Here is a 23,274-nt window from a genome sequence, read left to right as displayed (position 1 = left end):
AAAGAGTAATATCCATGAAGATTCTGAACATTCTTGTCAACCATACCGTAGAATCGTTGCGCAGCCATATTGTCCGTTACTTGCTGGATGCCGGCCACTTTGTCTACTTAATCGGTCTGAGCGACGCTGAGCGAACGCACTGGACAGGTTCACAGCACAACCTCTTTTGCTATTCCGACGTTGGCGATCAGCGTATCGACTATGAGCTCTGTCTCGAAGAAAGCGCCTCGGTGAGGGGCCCCATCGTCCGGTTAGCCGTTTTCGCCGATCGACAAAATGTGTTGTTCCAGATTCATGCTGAAGAAGGCGGGAATATCAGGGCGTTAGCTCAGCGTGAGCTGCCGTGGCGGGAAGCCCGCCGAGCGTTGTCGCAGACGGTGTTGGGCGAGTTGTTCATCGATGGCGCGGTCATGCTCAGCCGTGAGGCGAAAGATCTGGATATTGCTCTGCCCGAAGGGCCAAACCGAGTTACGGATTGGCTGGTTGCCCAGCAGAGGGTACAGCAAGAGCAGCGAGCGCTGGAAAACGATGAACCGCGTTATGGCTGCTTCAACCTGAGGGATGAAGTGTCTGCCGTTAACGATGCTGCAGTGGTTCAACGGACCATCGATGGCGTTGCGCAGCCGCAACAGGCTTTGCTGTTGGCTTTCCAGTTGCAGTTTCTGCTCAACGCACGGCGGCCTGGGCTTTATGTACTGCAATTGCAAGATAGGCAACGCAGCAGCAAAGTATTACGGTTACTCAACGGAACGGAAACATACGCCGAGCTCTCTCCTTGGTTAGTGCGGGTACTGCAGGGGGACTCGGCGAACCCATTCTACGAATCCCATCATGACGGCCGTTTTGTATCTGTGGTTGGCGTGGATGTCATCATGGATGAGGGGGATGTCGACACGGCAGCGGCCCCGATCAGGATCGTATGGAACAGCACGCGCTGTACGCTCAGTTTGCAATTTTACGGCGAAAACCCATTTTTCGACGTTGTAGCCGCAAATATCGATGAGTTTATGGCGGCGCTCGCCACATTCATGCGTAATGAAGGGGATATAGATGCGTTGACCGGCGTGTCTGAAAATAGCTACCAACGTTATTATGCGAAAATTAATGCCACGCAATGTGAATATCCGAGACAGACTATCGTCGGGATGTTTGAACAACAGGCACGGGCGCTTAACGATCACCCTGCAGTGATAACGAAAAATGAAACGCTCAGTTATCGAATGCTGCAGCAACAGGCCAGTCGCCTGGCCGACTATCTGCAACGGCAATATGGGGTAGCGGCAGGCGACAAAATTGCCTTGATGATGCCGCGTGAGGCGGAGTTGGCAGTATGCCTGATGGCCGTGCTTAAGCTGGGGTGCGCCTATATTCCGATCGACAAAAATGCGCCCGTAGTGAGGACCTATTCTATTTTGGCCGATGCCCAGCCGGCGTTAATCATCGGTGCGCATGCTCAGTCAGCCGGCAGCCTGCCGCAAGGGCTGAGTTATTTGGATTGGCGTGAATATGCCGCTTCTCCTTTCGCTGGGGCCGACGGTTGCAACGAATTCCCCTCCCAGGCTGAGGCTTCAGCATTGGCCTATATTATTTACACCTCGGGAACGACAGGTAAGCCTAAAGGGGTTGCCGTAGAACATCGCAGCTTTGTGAATATCGCCAGCGATATTTCTCGACGCATGTCTGTGACGCATCAGGATCGTTTTCTGGCGATCACTACGTTGGCATTTGATATTTCAACTCTGGAAATATTTATGCCGCTCATGTTTGGCGCCACGGTGGTATTAACCGACCAGAAGACGTTGTTGGCGAATAATGACTTGCCGCACTTTATCGCGAGTCATTCCGTGAGCCTGATGCAGGGGACGCCTTCTTTTTGGCATCAGGTCGCGCAGCAATATGCCGAGACAACGCTACCCGTTCGGGCATTGTGCGGTGGGGAAGCGGTGCCGCATGCGGTGGCGCGTTGGTTGTCAGAAAACACCGAGCGTGCGTGGAATGTGTATGGGCCAACCGAAACGACGGTTTGGTCTACCGCGGATGAACTGTTGCCTGGGGTTGATAGCGTCACCATTGGGCGCCCGCTAGCGAATACCCAGTGCTTTATCTTGGACGAACGGCGGCGTTTACTTCCTCCCGGCGTGATCGGGGAAATGTATATTTCGGGGTTGGGCGTTGCGCGCGGTTACTACGGCAATGCACGTCAGACGCAAGCAAGCTTTTTGCCGAACATATGTTCCAGCACGCCGTCAGCCTGGTTCGGTCGCATCATGTACAAGACGGGCGATCGCGTGCGTTGTTTGCCCGACGGCAGATTTGAATACCTCAGCCGATGGGATAACCAGATAAAATTGCGGGGACATCGGATCGAACTGGGTGAAATAGAGTCGGTTTTGCGAACCTACCCCGGGATGCAGCAGGTTGTTGTAAATTTACAGCCGGCCAAGGAAGAACAACAGGCGTCCCTGGTTGCCTATTATCAGGCCAAATCGCCGGTGGCACGCCAGCAACTGCAGGATTATCTGGTGACGCTGCTTCCGGACTACATGCTCCCCAGCGCTTATATGTACCTGCCTGAGATCCCCTTGAATATGAATGGCAAAGTGGATCGTAAAGCCTTGCCGCAGGTACAAGCGCAAGATAAAGCGCATTACGTAGCGCCGGGAAACGAGTTCCAGCGATGCCTGTGCAAGCTATTCCAGGATGTATTGGGGAGCGAAAGCGGACGAATCGGCATTACCGACGACTTTTTTGCTTTGGGAGGCAACAGCCTGTCGGCCATTCGCTTGGTAAATCGCATAAACGGTACGCTTCAGTGCGATCTGAAAGTTAAAGATATTTTCGAAAGAAAAAATGTGGCCAGGTTAACGCCATTGGTGGCCGCCGGGCGCGGCAGTTTTCTTTACCAAGACTACCAGATTGCACAATGTGATGAGACCCATCTGTACCATCCTTTCCCGCTGAATAATGTTCAGCAATCTTATTATCTGGGACGAATGAAAAGTTTCGATCTCAGCGAGGTCTCTACCCATATTTATAATGAATTTGTTTTCGACCATATTGATCACGACAAATTGGAGCGTGCCTATAATCAACTTATTGCACGCCATCCTGCGTTGCGCACCGTATTTGAAGAGGGAGAACAGCGATTTTTAAGTGCGGCAGCGCATTACAAAATAGGCTACCACCCCCTGAAAAATGAAGACGAGCTATTGGCTTTGCGCGCCGAGTACTCGCACAAGGTTTACAAACCAGATTGTTATCCGCTATTCGATATTTTCCTGAGCGAGTATCAAGGGAAATACCTTCTGCATGTCAGCTTTGATGCCATTATCATTGATATGACCAGTTTTGAAATATTATTCGGCGAGTGGATTGCGTTATATCACGACGAAAATCTGGCGCTGCCGCCGCTGGACATCAGCTACCGCGATTATCAGCTGCAGTACGAGCGCCTGCGCGGCAGCGCATTATTTGAGCGGGCGCAGCAATATTGGCTGCAGAAAATCGATGATTATACGCTGGAGGCCGGATTGCCGCTGGCCGCGCATCCCGCCAGGATCGATAAGCCGAGCTTCCGGCGTTTGTCTGCGACGATACCTATGTCGAGCTGGCAAAAGATCGTCGACAAATGCCAGCGCTTCAATATTAGTCCGACCGCTCTGATCCTTGAGCTCTACAGCAGAACGTTATGTTATTGGTCTGGTCAAGAGAGCCTTTGCCTTAATTTAACGCTGTTCAACCGTTTGCCGTTACATTCTCAGGTCGAGCAAATTATTGGCGATTTTACCGTTTTAAGCCTGTTCAATTACCAACGTCAAAATGGCGTTGCGATGAGCGAGCAGCTATCGGCTATCCACCGCACCTTGCTTAATGACGTCGATAATAATTTATTTGACGGCATTGACGTACAGCGTTTGTTGAAACAGCGGCGGAATCTGCCCGCCAATACGGTTATCGCGCCGGTGGTGCTGACCAGCGTGCTTGGCATGAACAATAAAGCGAGCATGTTTGAATTGCCGCTTAATGAAGGATATCGCGGCGTTCAATACGCAATCTCCCAAACGTCTCAGGTGTGGCTCGACCATAAAGCCTACGAAAACGATGAAGGGTTCGTTGCCGAGTGGGATTATGTCGAACAATTGTTTGATGAGAAAACCATCAAGGCCATGCACGAAGGCTATTGTTCTCTGATTCGATGGGTGGCAGAACACGATTGGGAAACCATGTCATTCCCGCAGCCTGAACTGCCGGCGGAACATGCGGAAGCGGTCATGCGCTGGAATGCCACGCAAAGTACGGTGTCGGAGCAAACGCTGCACGGGTTGTTCCTTTCCAGTCTGGAAACGCCGCAAACGGCCGAGCGCATTGCGGTGATCGAAACCGAAGGCGAACGCCACTTTACCTACGCCAGGCTGGAACAGGACAGCAACACGCTGGGGCGTGCGCTATTGCGGCATACCAAGGGCGAAAAGGGACGTATTACCGCTATTCTGCTGGAGAAAGGGTATGCGCAGGCCGTCTCAACCCTTGGGATAATGAGAAGCGGCGGCGCTTATTTGCCGTTGCACATCGAATGGCCATGGGAGCGCATACGCGACATTCTGCAGCAAGCCCGGTGCGATATCTTGCTGCTCTCTGCTCAGCAACGTCATGACCTGGCACATGAGCTGTCGGCGTTGCCTTCGGATATCACGATTTTAGTGTTCGACGAGATAGTGGCGCCGGCGCAGGAACGTGCGTCGACGGAGGTTGCCTGGCCGATCGTCAGGGCTGACGATCTGGCCTACATTATTTTTACCTCTGGCTCTACCGGTAAAGCGAAAGGGGTAGCGATCGATCACCAGGGGGCGGTCAATACCATCCTGGCTGTTAACCAACGTTGGTCGGTCGGCCGGGAAGACCGGATACTGGCGCTGTCCGAGCTGAGCTTTGATCTGTCCGTTTACGATCTGTTTGGTTTGTTGGCTGTGGGGGGCGGTGTGGTGATCCCTTCCCAGCGTGAGACCAAAGCGCCGCAAGCTTGGGTGGCCGCGCTGCGCCTACATGACGTGACCCTCTGGAACTCGGTGCCGCAATTAGCTGGCCTGCTGGTTGACGAAGTCGAACCTGCGACGCAGGCGCTAACCCGGTTACGGCTGTTCCTGTTGAGCGGCGATTGGTTGCCGCTCAATTTGCCTCATCGCCTGAAAACCCAATCACCAGACGGCAAGATGGTGAGCCTGGGGGGCGCGACGGAGGGCAGCATCTGGTCCATTTGGCATGAAATCGATCGGGTAGACGCGAGGTGGAAAAGCATTCCTTATGGCGTCGCCATGCCGAATCAACAGATGTGGGTGCTGGATGAGTGGGGGAGTGCTTGTCCTTTCGGCGTAACCGGAGAAATACATATCGGTGGGCTCGGCGTTGCTCAGGGATATTGGCAGGCTGAAACGCTGACTCGAGAACGCTTCATTTATCATCCAACCTATGGACGCCTGTACAAAACTGGCGATCTGGGCCGCTGGTCGGCGGAAGGCTATATCGAGTTCCTCGGCCGAAGAGATGCCCAGGTCAAGCTTAACGGTTATCGCGTGGAACTGGAGGATATCGAGAATAACTTGAGCCAATTACCTGGGATCCGGCAGACGATCGTGCGGCTCAGCGAGGGTGACCTCATGGCTTACGTTGTTCCCGAAGCGCAACAGCCGGTGCCGCTCTATTTTGCTAACCGCGACGCATTCGTGCTTTCTCTGCCGGCGTTACGTCAAGATCTGCAACCTTCGCGAGCGATACCCTATCCGCTGGATGAAACGGTTTACCGTGCCCGCAAGAGCACTCGCCAGTTTACCGCGGAGGCGTTATCCGCCGAAACCATCAGCAGTCTGTACGAAGCGCTGCCGGGGTGGTTGACGCAACAGATGGCGAAAGAGGGAAGCGCGCTGCCGCCTGCGTCTTTGGCCGGGCTGTTGGCCGTATGCGCCGCTTTCCGTTCGCCGCAGCGCGCGTTGCCAAAATATCGCTATCCTTCGGCCAGCAGCCTCTATGCGGTGCAAGTGTATCTCGGGCTCCCGGCGGCGATGGGAGAATATGCCGCGGGTTATTACTACTACCATCCGCTGGAACAGCATTTGTACCAGGCAGAAGCGTCGGGAGAACACACCGGGCCTTATCTGGACTTGGTGGTTCGGTGGGAAACCATCACCGCGTTATATGCCGAGCGCGCATTCGCTTTGGCGCAGATAGAAGTCGGCCACATGTTGGCCTTGCTGACTGAGCATCTCCAGTCTTTGGGCGTCGCTTATTACGTCAAGCCCGCTGACGCCGTTTCACCTGACGAGGGTGCATTAGCGTGTCGGATCCACCTCGGCGTTTGCGCCGTCACTTCACCACCGCAAGTCAGCGTCGATTTCAGCGTGATGGAACACGAGGGGGGCACCTATGTCGCTCGCGCGTCAGGGCGACACTATTGCCTCGGTGAGACCTCCGTGCTGGCCGAATCATCAGACGTGTACGGGGTGTTGCAGTCGTCTCAGGTGTTGTTGCAGGTCCATGGTGCTAAGAACGCGTGCCATTATCAGGCCAGCGGCTGGATGATGCAGCGATTTGGTGCGCTCGCCGCCCAGAGGCGAATTGGCGGCTGCATTCTTGGCGTCACGCCGGCCGAGGACACGTTGTGCAGCATGGCGATAGGGTATGCGCGGGCCGAGGATGAACCGGCCTTTGATGTTCCTGCGCTCACTGTCTCGATGACCCAGGCGATCAGACGGCATTTGGCGCGTCGTTTGCCGGACTATATGTTGCCGCAGCACGTTACTTTGATCCCGGAAATCCCCTTGTCTAACAACGGTAAGGTCGATACATCACGCTTGCCGAAAGTCGTCAAGCACAGCGAATGTCTGACTCCGCGCAGCGATGATGAGATACGGATGCGCCGACTTTGGGCGGAGCTTCTGGACAAGCGTGAAGAGCGAATCGGTTGTGACCAAAGCTTCTTCACTCAAGGGGGGAATTCGCTTCTGGCTATGCGACTGGTACGCAAGATCAACCTCGCGACGGGAACCGAGATGCGTCTGGAAGACCTCTACAACAACAATACGATTCAGGAAATGGCGGCGTGGGTCGCTGGGCAACCTTGTGGCAACGGCAGAGAAGAAGGGGCGCTGTAATGATGTTGACGGATTTATTGAACAACCTGAAAAAAAATAACATTTTATTGTGGGCTAAAGCGGACGATCGGTTGGGTTTTTCTGTCGACAAGGATATCGGCTTTGATGCCGATCTGAAGGCTGAAGTGGCGGCACGCAAAGACGAATTGTTGACGCTGTTACAGGACAATGGCGTGACCAGCGAACAGCTCGCGAAGGAAACGTCTTTTCTGAGGCTGCCGCCAAGTAGCTGGCCACTTGCGCTGGACTCAATTCAGCAAGGCATGTATCTGCAAAGCGACATCGACGGCTTGCCGTACACCTATACGGTACCCTTGTTCATTGGATTGCCGCAGGTGGATATCACGCGGTTGCGGAACGCGCTGCAAAACTTTTTACGGCATCAGCCCCTGTTGCGTCAGTCGATTGATAGCAATATGAAGCGCGTTTTTCTGGCGCCAGAGCAGTTTGCACTGGAAGTAGAAAGGATTTCCTGGTCCGAGCTGGAAAGTAAGAAACGGGCGTTGGCACAACAAACCTTCCCTATGCCGGAAGGGCAGTTTGCGCGCTTTGTGCTGCTGGTGCGGGCTGAGACGCAAGAGGCCGTTTTAGCGTGCGTTCACCATCATATGCTGTCTGATGCCCCTTCCGTCCAGCATTTTGCTCATCAACTGTTGAGTGCGTACGCCACACCGTCTGTATCGGCGCAGCCTGAAGCGGGGTACCTGGATTACTCCGCATATCAACAGTGGCGGGTGCGGCAAGATGATGTTCAGACGTTCAGAGCATCGTTGGCCGCCCGTTTGAATCAGGCGGAACCGCCGGCATTGCGACAGCGCCATCTCTCTGGCGTGGAGAATCGTGCCTTTGCCGTGCAGGCAGGATTGACGTCGGAGGTTGTCGCGCGTTTGACTCAGGCATGCGGCGAACGGGGACTGACGCTCTATTCTCTGTTGTTTACGACGTTCGCCCATGTATTACGGACCTTTAGCGGCCAGGACAGCGATTTCCCTATTGGACTGACAGTGATGAATCGCCCCGAGGCGTTCAGCCGCGCCATTGGGCCGTTTATCAGCACTCTGCCGGTCATCGCCGCATTGCGCGCAGACCAAAGCGTGTTGAGCAATGTCAAAAGCATTCAGCACGATATTTTGCAGTTGCAGGAACATCCGTGGGTGAACATTGGGCACTTGGCGCCGGAGATCGACGGTGGCGCGGTGCGCATCAATGAACTGGTTCAGCTGCTATTTACCTTCCATAACTTTGAAAACGGCGATATCGCCGTCCCCGGCGTGGAATATCGTCTGGAGCCTTATCCCGATCTGTCGGAAAAGTTTGGCATGTCCTTATTTGCCGCTCAACGAGACGGTCAAATCGATTTCACGTTAACCGCGGCGGAGAATCGTTACGAAGAGGACTACGTTCGCAATATTCTCGAGGCTTTGGTTTATGCGCTGGGCCAGTTTGATCGGCTATCCTGGGAGACGCCGCTCGAACAAATCGATTTAATCACGCCAGCCCAGCGTCGGCAGGTGCTGTCTGAATGGAATGACACGCGCTGCGATTATTCAGAAGATGAGCATATCGCGGCTTTATTGGAAGCGCAGGTAGCGCTGACGCCGGACAATATCGCCTGTGCGGATCGGCATCGGCAATTGACGTATCGCCAGTTGAATCTACAAGCCAATCAATTGGCGGCCGCCTTATCGTCACGCGGGGTGGGGCATGGCGCATGCGTTGCGCTGTGTCTGGATCGCAGCGTCGAGCTGTTGGTCGGTATTTGGGCGATCCTGAAATTGGGGGCCGCCTATTTGCCTGTCGACCCGGCATTCCCCGACGATCGTCTCGATTACATTCTACAGGATAGCCGGGCCGACGTGATTATCTGCCATCAGGCCTACCGACACCGGGTGGCGGCGCCAGGGCGGCGGCTGGTGGTGTTGGATGATGAATCGCTGCGCCACGAGCTTGAGCTGTTGAGCGATGAAAACATGGCGCGTCAGATATCACCGAACGATCTGGCCTATGTCATCTATACCTCCGGGACCACAGGTCAGCCCAAGGGCGTGATGTGCACGCACCGCGGTTTGATCAACCGTATCCAATGGATGAATAAATCCTATCCGCTGACGGCCGCCGATCGGGTGTTACAAAAAACGCCGTACATTTTTGACGTCTCCGTATGGGAACTGATTTGGGCCTCTCTTTACGGCGCCAACATCGTTTTTGCCGATCCGGACGGCCACAAGGACGCGGATTATCTGATTGAACTGATCGAGCGCGAAACCATCACCGTACTGCATTTTGTGCCATCAATGTTGGCGGCTTTTACCGAGACGTTACAGGGCATTCAACGCGATCGAAACGTCAGCTTGCCGAGCTTGCGCTACGTGTTCTGCAGCGGTGAAGAGCTCAAACTGACCCAGGTCAAAGGGATTAAGCAGTGTTTGCCTCATATCGCCCTGCACAATCTTTATGGGCCAACCGAAGCCTCCATCGATGTGCTGTATTTCGACTGTAACGATCCGGATATAGATAACGTCCTGATCGGGCGGCCGATTGATAACATGAAAGTGTTGGTCCTGGACAAAGGGCAGCGGCTTTTGCCGCCCGGTGCGGTGGGTGAACTCTACCTTTCCGGCGTTGGACTGGCGCACGGCTATTTGAATAAAGCGGCGCTGACGGCGGAGAAATTCATCGTCAATCCGTATTGCACCGAGTGGGATGAGCGGGCGGATGACTATGCCTGTTTGTATAAAACCGGTGATTTGGTGTATCAGCGGAATGATGGGCAAATCGTTTATGTTGGCCGCAATGATTTTCAGGTGAAAATACGCGGATATCGCATTGAGTTGGGTGAAATCGCCCAGCGTCTCGAAGCGTTTGACTTGGTGCGCCAGGCGGTGGCGCTGGTTTATCAACAGCCCCATCCTCGCCTCGTGGCCTATTACACGGCGCAGGCACCGTTGCCGGAGGCGACGCTACAACACTTTCTTGCCGCCGCCTTGCCCGAGTACATGGTGCCGGAGACCTTTATTTGGTTGAAAGAATGGCCCATCACGGTGAATGGCAAACTGGATCGGCGTGCGCTTCCTGAACCGTCTCTGCCGGTCGTACAGGAACGTGTCGCACCGCAGTCGGAGAGGGAAGCGCAGATCGCCGCCATTGTTGCGGAAATTATGGGGATCGATGAAGCGCATTTCAGCTGTGAGGCTAACCTGTATCAGTTGGGGCTGGATAGTATCATGGCGATCAAGCTGGTGAGCAAATTGCGCCAGGCGATGGGCGTATCGATCCGGGTGAAAGACGTGTTCGCCAGCAAAACTGTGCATGCACTCCATTTACGGCTTGCTCAGCATCAGCAGCAGGTGATGATTGAAGGTAAACGGGAGCAGGGCGTATTGGTTGGCGAGCTGCCGCTGCTGCCTGTCCAACGCTGGTTCTTTGACTGCGCATTCCCTTATCCGAGTTATTGGAACCAGGCGTTTCTGCTGGATGTGCCGGCGCTGGACGTCGAACGCCTGCGCGAAGCGCTGCACGCATTGATTCAACATCACGATGCGCTACGCCTGACGTTTACGTCTGAGGATTCGTCGCATTGGCGCCAAGGCTATCAACCGATGACGGACGCCATCGAACTGCGGTGTCATCATGCCGAACGCTCGGAACCGGAATGGCAAGAAGCCCTGTCCGCCGTGCTGACCGAATGGCAAAGCGATATCGATCTGGTCGAGGGGCCGCTTTATCGTTTTGGTTATGTCACGGGGTTTGACGAGGGGCGAGCCCGTATTTTCTGCGCTTGCCACCATTTGGTGCTCGATAGCGTCAGTTGGGGCATTCTGGCCCGCGATCTGGCGAACGCCTACCACGGTGAAAGCCTTGGAGATAAGGGAACGAGTTATCGTCAGTGGACTGAGCACTTCGAGCAATATTGTGCCAATCACGCGGAAGAGGCGTCTTACTGGCGGGACAGGATGGCGGATTACCGCCCCGTTGCGTTGCCGGCTGAGCGCGGCGCTACGATGGCATGCAGCCGCCTCGCGTTATCAATAAAAGTGACGCAGGCGCTGCAAACCGAGGGTTTACGTGCCTTCAATGCGAAAGTCGACGAATGTTTGCTAGCGTGTGCAGACGGCATGCTCGCTCACTGGTTTAACGGGGAGCTGACCCATGTAACCGTTGAAGGACACGGACGCGAAGAGATTGATGCCGCTCTGGACGTTCATCGTTGCGTCGGGTGGTTCACGTCACTTTATCCCTGTGCGCTCTCATCCTCTCCCGATCCGGCAATGCGCTTACAGGCGGCCAAAGCGCAACTGCGCGGCGTGCCTCATCAGGGCGTAGGATTTGGCGCGTTTGCCCGTGAGCTAGGGTTGCCGCTGCCCAATGTTTGTTTCAACTACCTGGGACAGCTGACTTCGCCGGATGAAAAGGATTGGGCGCTGGTCATGTCGCCGGTCGGTGAGACGCGCCATCCTGACAACGGCTTGCCTTTCGGTATTACGCTCTTTAGCTACATAGAGCAAGGTAGGTTGCAGCTCGAAGTTGTCAGCGGTCTGTCCGGCGAGCAAAATCAACAGTTGCTGGAGGCCTGGGCGGCGGCTATAGACACGCTGATAGCGTGCTGTGAACGGCAGGGAAGAACCCAATACGGCCTTGGCGATTTCATCAATGTTGCGGATGAACGCGACTTACAGCATTTACCTCTGCAGGGCGGTGTCGAAAACGGCGACTGCTTTGCCATGACCGAGATTCAGAAAGCCTATCTGGTTGGGCGCTTTGAAAACTATGAGATCGGTAACGTCGCCAACCACATCTACAACGAGTTCGTTTATCCGCGTCTTGATGACGAACGTCTGGAGCTGGCGATTAACCGATTGATCGCCCTCTGTCCGGTGCTTCGCACCGTGTATGACGCGGAAAGCATGACTCAGCGCTTCATTTCGGTGTCGCAGGCCGGCCATTATGCCTTGGCGGTGAATGACCTGCGCCTCGACGATGAGGCTACCGTGCTGGCGTGCGTGCGCAAGCGTCTGTCCCATCAGGTCTATCAGGTCGACCGTTTCCCGTTGTTCACTTTTGAAATCAGCCGGCTGCGCGATCGCGACGTGCTGCATATCAGTCTCGATCTGATTTTGCTGGATGTGCAAAGCCGTCTGGCGCTGTATCAACTGCTTAATGCGCTTTATCGGGGAAATGTCTTGCCGCCACTGGCAACCGTGAACTTCAAAGACTACCAGGAGCATCTGGCCCATCTGAAGGCCTCCCGTTGGTATCAACGAGATTGCGCTTATTGGCAGGACAAGCTGGCCGATATGCCGCTGCGGCCAAACTTACCGCTCAAGGTGCCGTCGGCCACGGTTGAACACCCGCGCTTTGCAGAGCATACGCTATATATAGACAAACAAATTTGGCAGGATTTCAAACGGCAAGCGCAGCATTATCAGGTCTCATACTCGTCGGTATTGCTGAGCCTCTATGGCTACCTCATCGCGCGATATTCCGGCAACAGCGAGTTTCTCATTACCATGACGCTGTTCAACCGCTACGCGGTTTGCGAGGACGTAAACGACATTTTTGGTGATTTTACCTCGACCAACCTGTTCCACTTTCGCGATGCCGGCGAGGACCTGTTCACCACCATCGAGACGACGCATAAGCGCATGTGGGACGACATTCAACATGCGTTGTACAGCGGGTTGGATGTGCAGCGCGATCTGGTGAAACTGCACGGCCTGGATCGCCATTCGGCGGTGTCGCCGTTGGTCTTCACTGGCGTCGTAGGGCAACAAACCGGCGATTGGGATAAACAGGCGTATCTGGAAGACAGCGAGGCGCGCGAGCAGCGATATTGGTGTGCGCAAACCTCTCAGGCTTGGATCGACCTGCAGGCTATTGAAGTCGATGGCCGCTTTATGAGCAAGTGGCTTTATGTCGAACAGCTGTTTGATGAAGAAACCATTGCGCATCTGAATCGCACCTATTGCCGTCTGATCTCGCTATTAGCGCAGCAGTCTTGGGAAACACGGGTGGGATGCGAAAACTATTTGCCTGAAGCGCAAAGAGAAATGATGCATCGGGCACATGCCGTCACTCAGCCTCTCAGTGAAGAAACCCTGTTCAGCGCGTTCGATCTGTTGGCGGCGCAAGCACGGCATCGAGAAACGATCGCGGTGTATGACGGGGAAGCGGCGATCGGCATGACCTATGGCCAATTGAAACAAGATAGCGATGCTTTGGCACAGCAGGGGATGGGCTCATCTGCACCGCTGATTGCCGTATTGGCGGAAAAAAGCTACGCCCAGGTCTGTGCCTGTCTGGCGATCATGAAGGCCGGCAAGGGCTATCTACCGTTGCATGTGGAGTGGCCGGCGGGGCGCATCGCCGATATTTTACAACAGGCCGGTGTAGAACAGCTCTGGCTGACCCGGGCACAGTCGGCGCGTGTGGATATCCGGACACTGAGCGAGGCGGGTTATCAACTTTTGGTCATCGAGGATATGCTGGATGAGGCGACCGCTTTGCCACAGTGTTTCGGCTTGCCGCACGTCAGCGCCGCCGATGTGGCCTATGTCATTTTCACTTCCGGTTCCACCGGGCGGCCAAAAGGGGTCACCATCGATCACCGTGGCGCAGTGAATACGCTGCAAGCGGTAAATCGACGCCTCTCGCTGACCGCTGAAGATGCCCTGTTCGCGCTGTCTGAATTGAGCTTCGATCTCTCCGTCTATGACATCTTCGGCGCGCTTAGCGTCGGTGCGGAGATCGTCTTACCGGCTCAAGAGAGCGTAAAAGATCCGGAGAGGTGGTTGCCGCTGCTTGCTGAGCGTGAAGTCACCGTCTGGAATAGCGTTCCACAGCTTGCCGGGCTGCTGGCCGATGCCGTGGCACGGCAGGGATGCTCACTGCCAAGGCTGCGCGCGTTTTTAATGAGCGGTGATTGGATCCCGCTGAATCTGCCGGAGACGTTGCGCACACTTTGGCCGCACGCTGACTGCATCAGCCTGGGCGGGGCGACCGAGGGCAGCATTTGGTCCGTTTGGTACCCGATAGAGGCGATCGATCCGGCCTGGCGTTCCATCCCTTATGGCACCGCGATGCCTCATCAGACGCTTTATGTTTTGGATCCGCAGGGACAGATGTGTCCGGTTGGCGTGACCGGTGAGCTCTATCTTGGCGGGATGGGGGTGGCATTAAATTATTGGCGAAATCCACAGCTCACGGCGGAGCGTTTCATTTCGCACCCTCGTCACGGACGCCTATACAAGACGGGCGATTTAGGGCGCTGGCATGCGGCAGGTTATGTCGAATTCCTGGGGCGCAACGACTTCCAGGTCAAGCTGCGCGGGCATCGCATTGAGCTCGGGGAGATTGAAAGCCGGCTTCTGCAATGCGGCGGGATCCACCAGGCCGTGGCGCTGGTGATGGCGCAGCCGGCACCGATGCTGGTGGCTTATTACGTCGGCGAAGCGAACGCTGACGAGAAAATGCTCCGTTCGCGACTGGCTGAACAATTGCCGGAATATATGGTACCGGCGCATCTTATCGCTTTGGATGCCTTGCCGCTGACGGCGAATGGCAAACTGGATCGCAACGCCTTGCCGCTACCCGCAGCCGAAGAGCAGACGACTTACTGCCCGCCGCGTGACGACCGTGAAAATCAACTGTGTCTGCTGTGGGGCGAGATCCTGCACGTGCCGGCGGATGAACTCAGTACCCAGGCGGATTTGTTCCAGTTGGGCATCGACAGTATCGCCAGTATCCAAATGGCGGGGCGGTTAAGGCGCGAATTGCAGCTGGATGTCACGCTGAAAGAGTTGCTGACGTATCGCACCATCGCATCGTTCTACGACACTCTGCTCGGCCGTCAAACCGTTGGCGGCATCCAGACCGTTCAGCGCGAAACGGGGGCCTTGAGCTGCGCAGTTCCGCTACTGCCCATCCAGCAATGGTTCCTGGCACATGATATGCCGCATCCGCAGCAGTGGAACCAGTACGGGCTGTTGGTGGCGCCTGGCATGACAATGGCCCGTCTGCAATGCCTGTTGCCGCACCTCGTGGCGCAGCATGACGCGTTCAATCTGCGCTTCGAAAAAGATACCCAGGGAGAATGGCGTCAATGCTACCAGCCGCAGGCTGCGCTGCCGCCATGCCACGCTTTGGACATTCGCGCATTGTCGCTGCCGGAAGACCACCCGGATTTTGACGCCGCGCTATTGCAGCGTTTTGCCGACTGGCAGCAGGCGTTCGATCTGCAGAGCGGGCCTTTGGCCGTATTCGCCGTTCTTGAAGGGTACGCGGACGGCAAGGCCAGGGTGTTCGTCGCTTGCCATCACCTGATTGTCGATGCGGTCAGTCTGCAGGTGATCGTCGACGATTTACGACGCCTGAGCCAAGAGGAAACGCTGCCGGAGAAGGCCAGCAGCTATCGCCAATGGGTGAACCATCTGCGGCAACGTGCGCAAATTACCTCTCATGAACGTGAAGAGTGGCTGGGGCAATTGCCGGGCAGCGAAGTTCATGCGTTGCAAGCGCTGGGCGGAACCGCGACGACGCGTCATGCCCTTGCGTGGGGAGAAGGGCCATCCTGTCGCTTGATGCAGCACCTCGCCATGTTCGGCATGCAGCCGCAGGACATGGTGGCCTGGGCGGTTGGTCGCGTTTTGCATGATTTGACCGGACAAACCGCCTTTAGCCTATGGTTTGAGGGGCACGGTCGGCAAGCGGATGAGCGAACGCTGGATATCTCTAGGACGATGGGCTGGTTCACCAGTCGTTATCCCGTGCGTTTTAGCTATCAATGCGATGCCAGGGAACATTTGCTCGCGGTGAAAAATAATCTGAGACGTTGGTCGCAGCGGGCGGAAAACTTCGGTGTCCTGTGTGGTTTGCCCGTGGTGAGAGAGGACGGCATCAGCATCAACTACCTGGGCAAGATGGAGGCGGCGGGAGACTGGGCGCTGGATCACCACTTTGTGGGGCTGCATCGCCATGCTTCCCAGGAAGGGACGCATCTGATCGATATCGTCGTGTTGAACGTTGGCGATCGTCTTGAATTGCGGGTCGAAAGCCGGCTGCGGGAGCATGACGCGGCCTGGTTGACGCAGCGACTTATTCGAGAGTTGGAAGATGGCCTGGTATCGATGAATTGGCCATCCTGGCGTTGGTTAACCGAATCGGATGTCGATTTCGTCCTCCCGCAACCCCATCTGGATCGGCTGCAACATGCGCAGGCGGTTGATGCGGTCTTCATGGCCAATAGTCTGCAGCAAGGGATGTTGCACCATTCGCTGGCCTTTGGCGACGCCGATCGGGTGTATCGCGTGGCTACGCGCTGGGATTACCACTGTGCGATCGAACCCGAGACGTTCAAGCGGGCGTGGCAATGGGTGCAACAACAGTTCTCCTGCCTGAGGTTGCGGTTCGATTGGCGCGGTGAAATCGTGCAGGTCGTGGATCATGAAGGGCGTTTCCCTTGGCGCGTCCATGACATCAGCCATCTGTCGCCTGAAGAACGGGAACACGCCTTGCACAGGCTGCAGGAAAGTGAGCAGCAGGCCAGCTTCGATCTCCAACAAAGCGGACTGTACCGTGTCTGCCTGGTCAAACTGGCGGATGACCACTTCGCTTGCCTGTTCTGTGTACATCACGCCATCCTCGATGGCTGGAGCAGTCCGCTGCTGGTGGGGGCGCTGCATGACGCTTACCTGACGTTTTCTCACGGACGTGAGCCGGCGGACAGACCGGATCTCTTTGCTTCAGTTCAGCGCTACATTCAACGGTATCGCGATAGGGACACGGATTTCTGGCGCGACTACCTGAGATTGGTAGACACCTCGCCGGATCTGAGCGGATGGTGCCGTCCGGATGCGGAGTCATCGGCGTTAGCAGCCATCAAGAGCGTCTCCGCTGCGGGGATTTGCCGCTGTGAACTGAGCGCCGAAGAGCGCCGGTGCGCGCTCGAAGCTGCCCAGCGCCAAGGCATGACCCTGAACGCCTTGTTGCAATACGCCTGGCACAAGGTGCTCGCACTCTACTCCGGTGCTGCCGTGACCGTGGTGGGCACCGTGGTGGCGGGAAGGATGCTGCCGTTGAATGGTATCGAAAACACGCTGGGCATGTTCCTCAATACGCTGCCGTTGAAGGTGGAGCATCAAAGCGATGTGCCTCTGATTCAGCAGGCACATCGGCTGCAGCAAGATATTAATGAAGCCAATACCCGATGCCTGGTCGATCTGGCTCATCTGCAGCCTGCGGGCCAGCGCCTGTTTGACTCGTTGTTCATTTATGAAAATTACCCGCAGCCTGATGAAGACCGCCACCGCGAACTGCGTCATCAATTCGTCGGTCGCAATGAGCAGAGGGATTATCCATTGGTCGTCAGCGTGGAGGAGGAGCCGGACGTTCTGCTGATTAAGCTGGAATATGCGGCGGAGTACTTTGATGCGGCGATGATGCGGCAAGCGATGGCACTGTTAAAGGACATCGTCGGCCACATGGCGAAAGACGCGAGTGCGGAGACGGTGGCGATAGCTCCGGTTTATTGTGAGCCGGAGCAACCATTGTGGCTTCCTGCGCCGGGGAATGCCGCCACCTTATCGCAGGTGTTGGCGCACTACGCATGCAGCCGGGCAGACGCTCCGGCGCTGAGTGACGGCGAGCGCAGCTGGAGCTACGCCCAGCTTGACGTAGAAGTGACGCAACTCGCCAATCTCATCGCCGGCCGCCTTGAGAAGACGCTGCACGCGCCTATTGCCTTGCGACTGCACAGCAAAGTCTTGACGGTCATGGCCTTGTTGGCGATAGGGCGACTGGGCGCAGCTTATGTGCCGCTGGACAAAGACTATCCGCAGGAGCGTATTGATTTCATTCTACGTGACAGCCAGGCTATCGCCGTATTGACGATGTCTGGGGATGAAGGGGCCGAGTACGGTATTCCGTCTATTCCCTTGTTCGGCACCGCGGGAGAAGCGCTGTGGCGCAAACAGGCCACGATGCCGACGTTCGCACCTGCGGCGGAGAAGACCGCCTACATACTTTACACGTCCGGCACGACGGGTAAACCGAAAGGGGTTAGCGTGGGGCATGGGGCGTTGCTCGCCACATTGCGAGGTTTCTGGCAGCAGTACTTCCAGGGCAGAGAAGCACTGAAAACGTACAGCATGACCAACCCCGTTTTCGACATTTTCGGTCTTGAATACGGTTTGCCGTTATTGAGCGGCGGCTGCGTTACCTTGGGAACTCATCATGTCACTGCGCTGGATTGCCGTAAGTTCGATTTCATCCAGTCAACGCCCAGCATGCTGGAAATTGTCCTACCGGTATTGCAGGGGGACGAGGAATGTTTACTTCTGGTTGGCGGTGAAAAACTTGAGCCGCATTTGGCACAGAAGGCCCAGGCTGTTTTCACGGCGCTCGTCAATGTCTACGGTCCGACGGAAACCTGCATTTGGTCAACCGGTAAACATTATCGGCGTGCCGCGACGGATCGCGTTTTAACGATAGGCCACCCTCTGCCGGGAGAACGTTGTCTGGTGTTGGATCCGGCCGGCAGACCTTTGCCTGTCGGGGCCATCGGCGAGCTCTATATCGGGGGCAGCGGCGTGGCCGAGGGTTATCACAACCAGCCTGAGCTGACTGCCTCACGCTTTGTCTCACTGTCGTTCGCTGAGGGGATATGGTATCGCAGCGGTGATCGCGCGCGCATTTTGCCAAATCGTGAAATAGCATTCCTTGGGCGGCAGGATCAGCAAGTCAAGTTGCACGGCCATCGTATTGAGAAGGGCGAGATTGAGCAGGTTATATTGCAGCACGATTCGATCTTGCAGGTCACCGTGCAAATATGCCAAGTGGCGGGGGATGGGAACGTCGGTCAGGCGTTGGTTGCCTATTATGTGGCGCAGGGCGAAATTGACTCCGGGCAGTTGAATGAACACGTCGGTCGACAACTGCCGGGTTATATGGTGCCTGCCTATTGGATTGCGTTGTCTGCCTTGCCGCTGAACGCTAACGGCAAGCTGGATGTTCGTGCGTTGCCGTCGGTTGACGCCGGTGAGGCATCTCCAGCGGCGCAGAGCGAAATCGCTACGCCGCTGGTGAAGCAGTTGCAGGTTATCTGGCAAGAATTGCTCGGTTGCGAGGCGGTGGGCGTCAATACCTCGTTCTTTGAACTGGGTGGGAACTCCATCATGTTGACCCGGCTCTATGGCATGTTACCCGACCAGGTTCAGCAAAAAATCGGTCTGATAGATCTCTTCCGTCTGCCGACCATTGCCCGCATTGCCGCGCATATCGAAGGTCGCCAACATGAAGCGGCGCCGGCACCGACGACTGGACCGATCAATGTCCGGGACGATATCGCCATTGTGGGGATGGCGGGCCGCTTCCCTGGCGCGCAAACGCTGGCGGCATTCTGGCAACGGTTATGCGATGGCGAGGCGTTTATTACGCATTACTCGCGCGAGGCGCTGGCGGCATCGGTTGACCCCGAACTGCTGGATCATCCGCATTATGTTCGCGCCCAGGGGATGCTCGACGATATCGATCGCTTTGACGCCGATTTCTTCGGCTGTACGGCTCAGGAAGCGCGTCTGATGGATCCGCAGCAGCGAATTTTCCTGGAATGCGCCTGGCATGCTTTGGAAGATGCGAACTGCGATCCGCAGCGCTTTGCCGGTGATATCGGCGTCTATGCGGCCATCGGCAACAGCAACTACGAAAGAGACGTTGTTCTACCGAACATGCCGCAGTCTGATTTGATCGATCATTACCAGTTGATGATTCATAACCAATCCCACTTCTTGGCGACAAAAACGGCGTACAAGTTGAATTTGACCGGGCCGGCGATGACGATCCAAACGGCTTGTTCATCCTCGCTGGTCGCTGTTCATCAGGCTTGTCGCGCCTTGCAGGCGGGCGACTGTCAGGTCGCATTAGCTGGCGGTATCTCTATTGGCCAATTAGCGCGCGGTGGTTATCTGTACCAGCCAGGGATGATCTTCTCACCTGATGGTCACTGCCGTCCGTTTGATGCGCAAGCGTCGGGAACCATTGAAGGACAAGGGGTAGGTATTGTCGTGCTGAAACCTTTGGCGCAAGCGCTGGCGGACGGTGATGCTGTGTATGCCGTTGTGAAAGGGTCGGCCGTAAATAATGACGGGCGGGATAAAATGGGATTCACTGCGCCAAGCGAGAGCCGTCAACAGGCGGTGATTGCCAAGGCATTGGCCGATGCCGATGTCACGCCGGCGGACATTTCCTATGTCGAAGCACACGGCACCGGCACGCCATTGGGCGACCCTATTGAAATTGCCGGGTTGAAAGCGGCCTTCGCCGGACAACAGGCGGAACACGCCTGCGCAATAGGCTCGGTGAAAAGTAACCTGGGGCATTTGGATGTCGCGGCAGGCATCGCCGGCTTGATTAAAACGGCGTTGTGCCTGCAGCATCGCACGTTAGTTCCCACGCTACATATGCAGCGTGAGAATCCGGCATTAAAACTGGCTGAAGGGCCGTTTTATGTGAATGTTGAAACCCGCGACTGGGAAAGCGTCACAGGGCTCCGCACCGCCGGCGTCAGCGCTTTCGGCATTGGCGGCACCAACGCGCACGTTATCCTTCAGCAGGCGCCGAACACGCCGACAACCGCGCCTCGGTCCGCTCAGCGCAATATACTGTGCGTTTCTGCGGCGGATGACGCAGCTCTCGGACGGATGAGTGAGGCTTTGGCCGATCATTTGGCAACGCATCCTGAGCATTCGATGGAGGCGGTTGGCTATGCCCTGATGGCGCAGCGACACCGCTATGCATGCCAACGGTGGGTATCCGAAGATTCACGGGAAGCGGTCGTCGCGCGGTTGCGCGAGAAGGGCGAAACGATGGCCCGACCTGCGTTCGATGCGCAGGTGGCCTTTATGTTCCCGGGCCAGGGCGCACAATTCGTCGGCATGACACAGGCGTTATATGACGCTGAACCGCAATTCCGAGCGGAGGTCGATCGTTGCCTCGCATTGCTCGAGCCGATGATGGGCGGTGAAATAACGCGGGAAGACGTATTGGCGAACGGGGAGAGCGTACACCACACCGCAGTCACTCAAGTGGCGCTGTTTGTGTATGAATATGCGTTGGCGCAGTGGTATCGCTTCTTCGGTGTTAAGCCGACGGTGATGATTGGCCATAGCCTGGGAGAATATGTTGCCGCATGTATCGCCGGCGTATTTTCACTGGAGGATGCGCTCAAGTTGATGCTCAAACGCGGTGCGCTATTGGCGCACACCGCACCGGGGGCGATGCTGGCTATCAAACAGTCGGCGGAGGGCGTAAGCGAACAGGCTGCCGCGTTGGGCGTCGATATCGCCGTCGTTAATGACTCGGGAAGCTGTGTCATTTCCGGCGCGGCGTCGGCAATCGCCTCTTTGCAGGCGAGCTTGATCGCCCGAGGGGTATCTTGCCATCCGGTTAAGGTTTCGCACGCGTTTCATTCGCGTTTATTGGAGCCTGTGTTGGCAGAGTTTAAGACCGCTCTGCAAGAAATTGCCTTCAACGAGCCGCAGTTACCGTTTATCTCCAATTTGACCGGCCAGTGGGCAACGGCGGAACAGGTTTGTCAGCCCGAATATTGGGTGCGGCACCTGCGGCATACGGTGCAATATGACGCCGGCCTGCGCACCTTGCTTGACCGCCGTGCCGATGACAACTGGGTATTGCTGGAAGTAGGGCCGCGTCAAATTCTGAGTACGCTGGCGTCGCGCCATCCGGCATTGGGTAATGCGGTCGTTGTCGTTTCTTCACCGCGCAACGCTACGGATGAGCGGCAGACTGCGCAGATGCTGTGGCGTTCCATTGGCGTGCTGCATATGTCAGGTGTGGAAATCAACCAGGAACGTTTCTGGCGGTGTACGGGGCAAACGTCTTTGCGTCTACCGGCATATCCTTTCGCGCCTCAGCGGCATTGGTTCGGTGTGATGAATTCACCCGCTCATTCGCGGCCGGCCCCGGTTCCGGCGGAGGCAGCCGGGCACCAAGGGGATATGCAACAACGGGTGGCAATGTTGTTCAAAGAGGTTCTGGGGTGTGAGTCGGTCGATCCACAGCGCGGGTTCTTCGAACTGGGTGGCGACTCGCTGAGCGCATTGCAATTGATTGGCCGCCTGCAAAAAATGACCGGTATACGTCTTGAGCTTATGGCCATGGAACAGCCGAGCGTTGTGCAAATAGCGCAATCGCTGGAGGCTCATGCGACAGCGAAGCCTCAGGGCGAAAGCGGTTTGGTGAAGCTGCGCGACGGTGAGGAGGAGGGGGTGATGCCACTTGTGTTGATCCACCCCATCGGCGGCGACATCTATTTCTACCGGGAGTTGGCTCAATGCTTGGGGAGCAGCAGAACGATTTATGCCATACGTTCACCTCTGCTCAATGGCTCGGGCGCCTTCGAGAGCATCGAACAATTGGCGGGAGAGTATCTGGCTTTGCTGGAGCCGCATCTTGAGCGAGGTGAATGTTGCCTGGCCGGTTCTTCGTTCGGCGGTATTATCGCGTTTGAAATGGCGCGGCAGTACCAAGAGGAAAAACATGTGTCTCTGCCGGTAGTGATGATTGATTCCCCAGGACAGGGAAATCTGCCTGCGGCCATGACGGATGAACAGATTTTGGACTACCTGCTTTCATTTGGCCTGGTGTCGCTGGACATTGATTGGGATGCCTGGAAGGCGATGACCCAAATGGCGGATAAAATCCATTATTTATCTGAGATCACCAAAGGAACCGCGGCCGAAACGCTCTTTTCCTCGGCGTTCTTACCTCGTTACTTGAGCACCTGGCAACGGCATAACGTGATGATGCAGCGTTACCACCCGCATGCGTTGATGAGTGATGTGCTGTTTTTCTCTCACCGTGAGGTGATTGCAGATTTTCCTGAAAATCAAAGCAAGTTCTGGCATCCCTGGGTGTTGGGCCGCTTCGAGGTGCAGGTAATTCCGGGGAACCACCTGACGATGAACGCGGGAGAAGGCGCGGCAATGATGGCGGAAAAAATGACTTCGTGGTTAGGGCATTGGACGCTGGCTTGATGGCGCAGCGTGTTCGCTATACCTGAGGGAAAATCAGCGGGATAAACTATCCCGCTGATCCCGCTACGGTATTGATTTTGATT

Annotated in this window: 2 protein-coding genes; both read left to right on the top strand. The window is 56.0% G+C overall.

Annotated elements, in window-relative coordinates; translation table 11 throughout:
* Nucleotides 1-14: 14 nt before the first annotated feature.
* A complete protein-coding gene (locus FO014_RS01195) occupies nucleotides 15-7,145 on the top strand; it encodes a non-ribosomal peptide synthetase (RefSeq protein WP_160027195.1) in 7,131 nt (2,376 codons plus the stop codon).
* Complete coding sequence (locus FO014_RS01190) at nucleotides 7,145-23,191, top strand: non-ribosomal peptide synthetase/type I polyketide synthase (RefSeq protein WP_160027193.1); 16,047 nt, start codon at nucleotides 7,145-7,147, stop codon at nucleotides 23,189-23,191. Before FO014_RS01195 ends, FO014_RS01190 begins: the two co-directional genes overlap by 1 nt.
* Nucleotides 23,192-23,274: the final 83 nt, after the last annotated feature.

Origin of the sequence: Serratia rhizosphaerae (assembly GCF_009817885.1) — a bacterium.
In the GTDB taxonomy this organism is placed as follows: Bacteria; Pseudomonadota; Gammaproteobacteria; order Enterobacterales; family Enterobacteriaceae; genus Serratia_B; species Serratia_B rhizosphaerae.
Note: the sequence above shows the minus strand (reverse complement) of the source record. Positions and strands in the feature narration are given on the sequence as shown.

Excerpts from the sequence above, each read along its gene's own strand:
- FO014_RS01195 (WP_160027195.1), top strand. The coding sequence starts at position 15 with ATGAAGATTCTGAACATTCTTGTCAACCATACCGTAGAATCGTTGCGC.
- FO014_RS01190 (WP_160027193.1), top strand. The coding sequence starts at position 7,145 with ATGATGTTGACGGATTTATTGAACAACCTGAAAAAAAATAACATTTTA.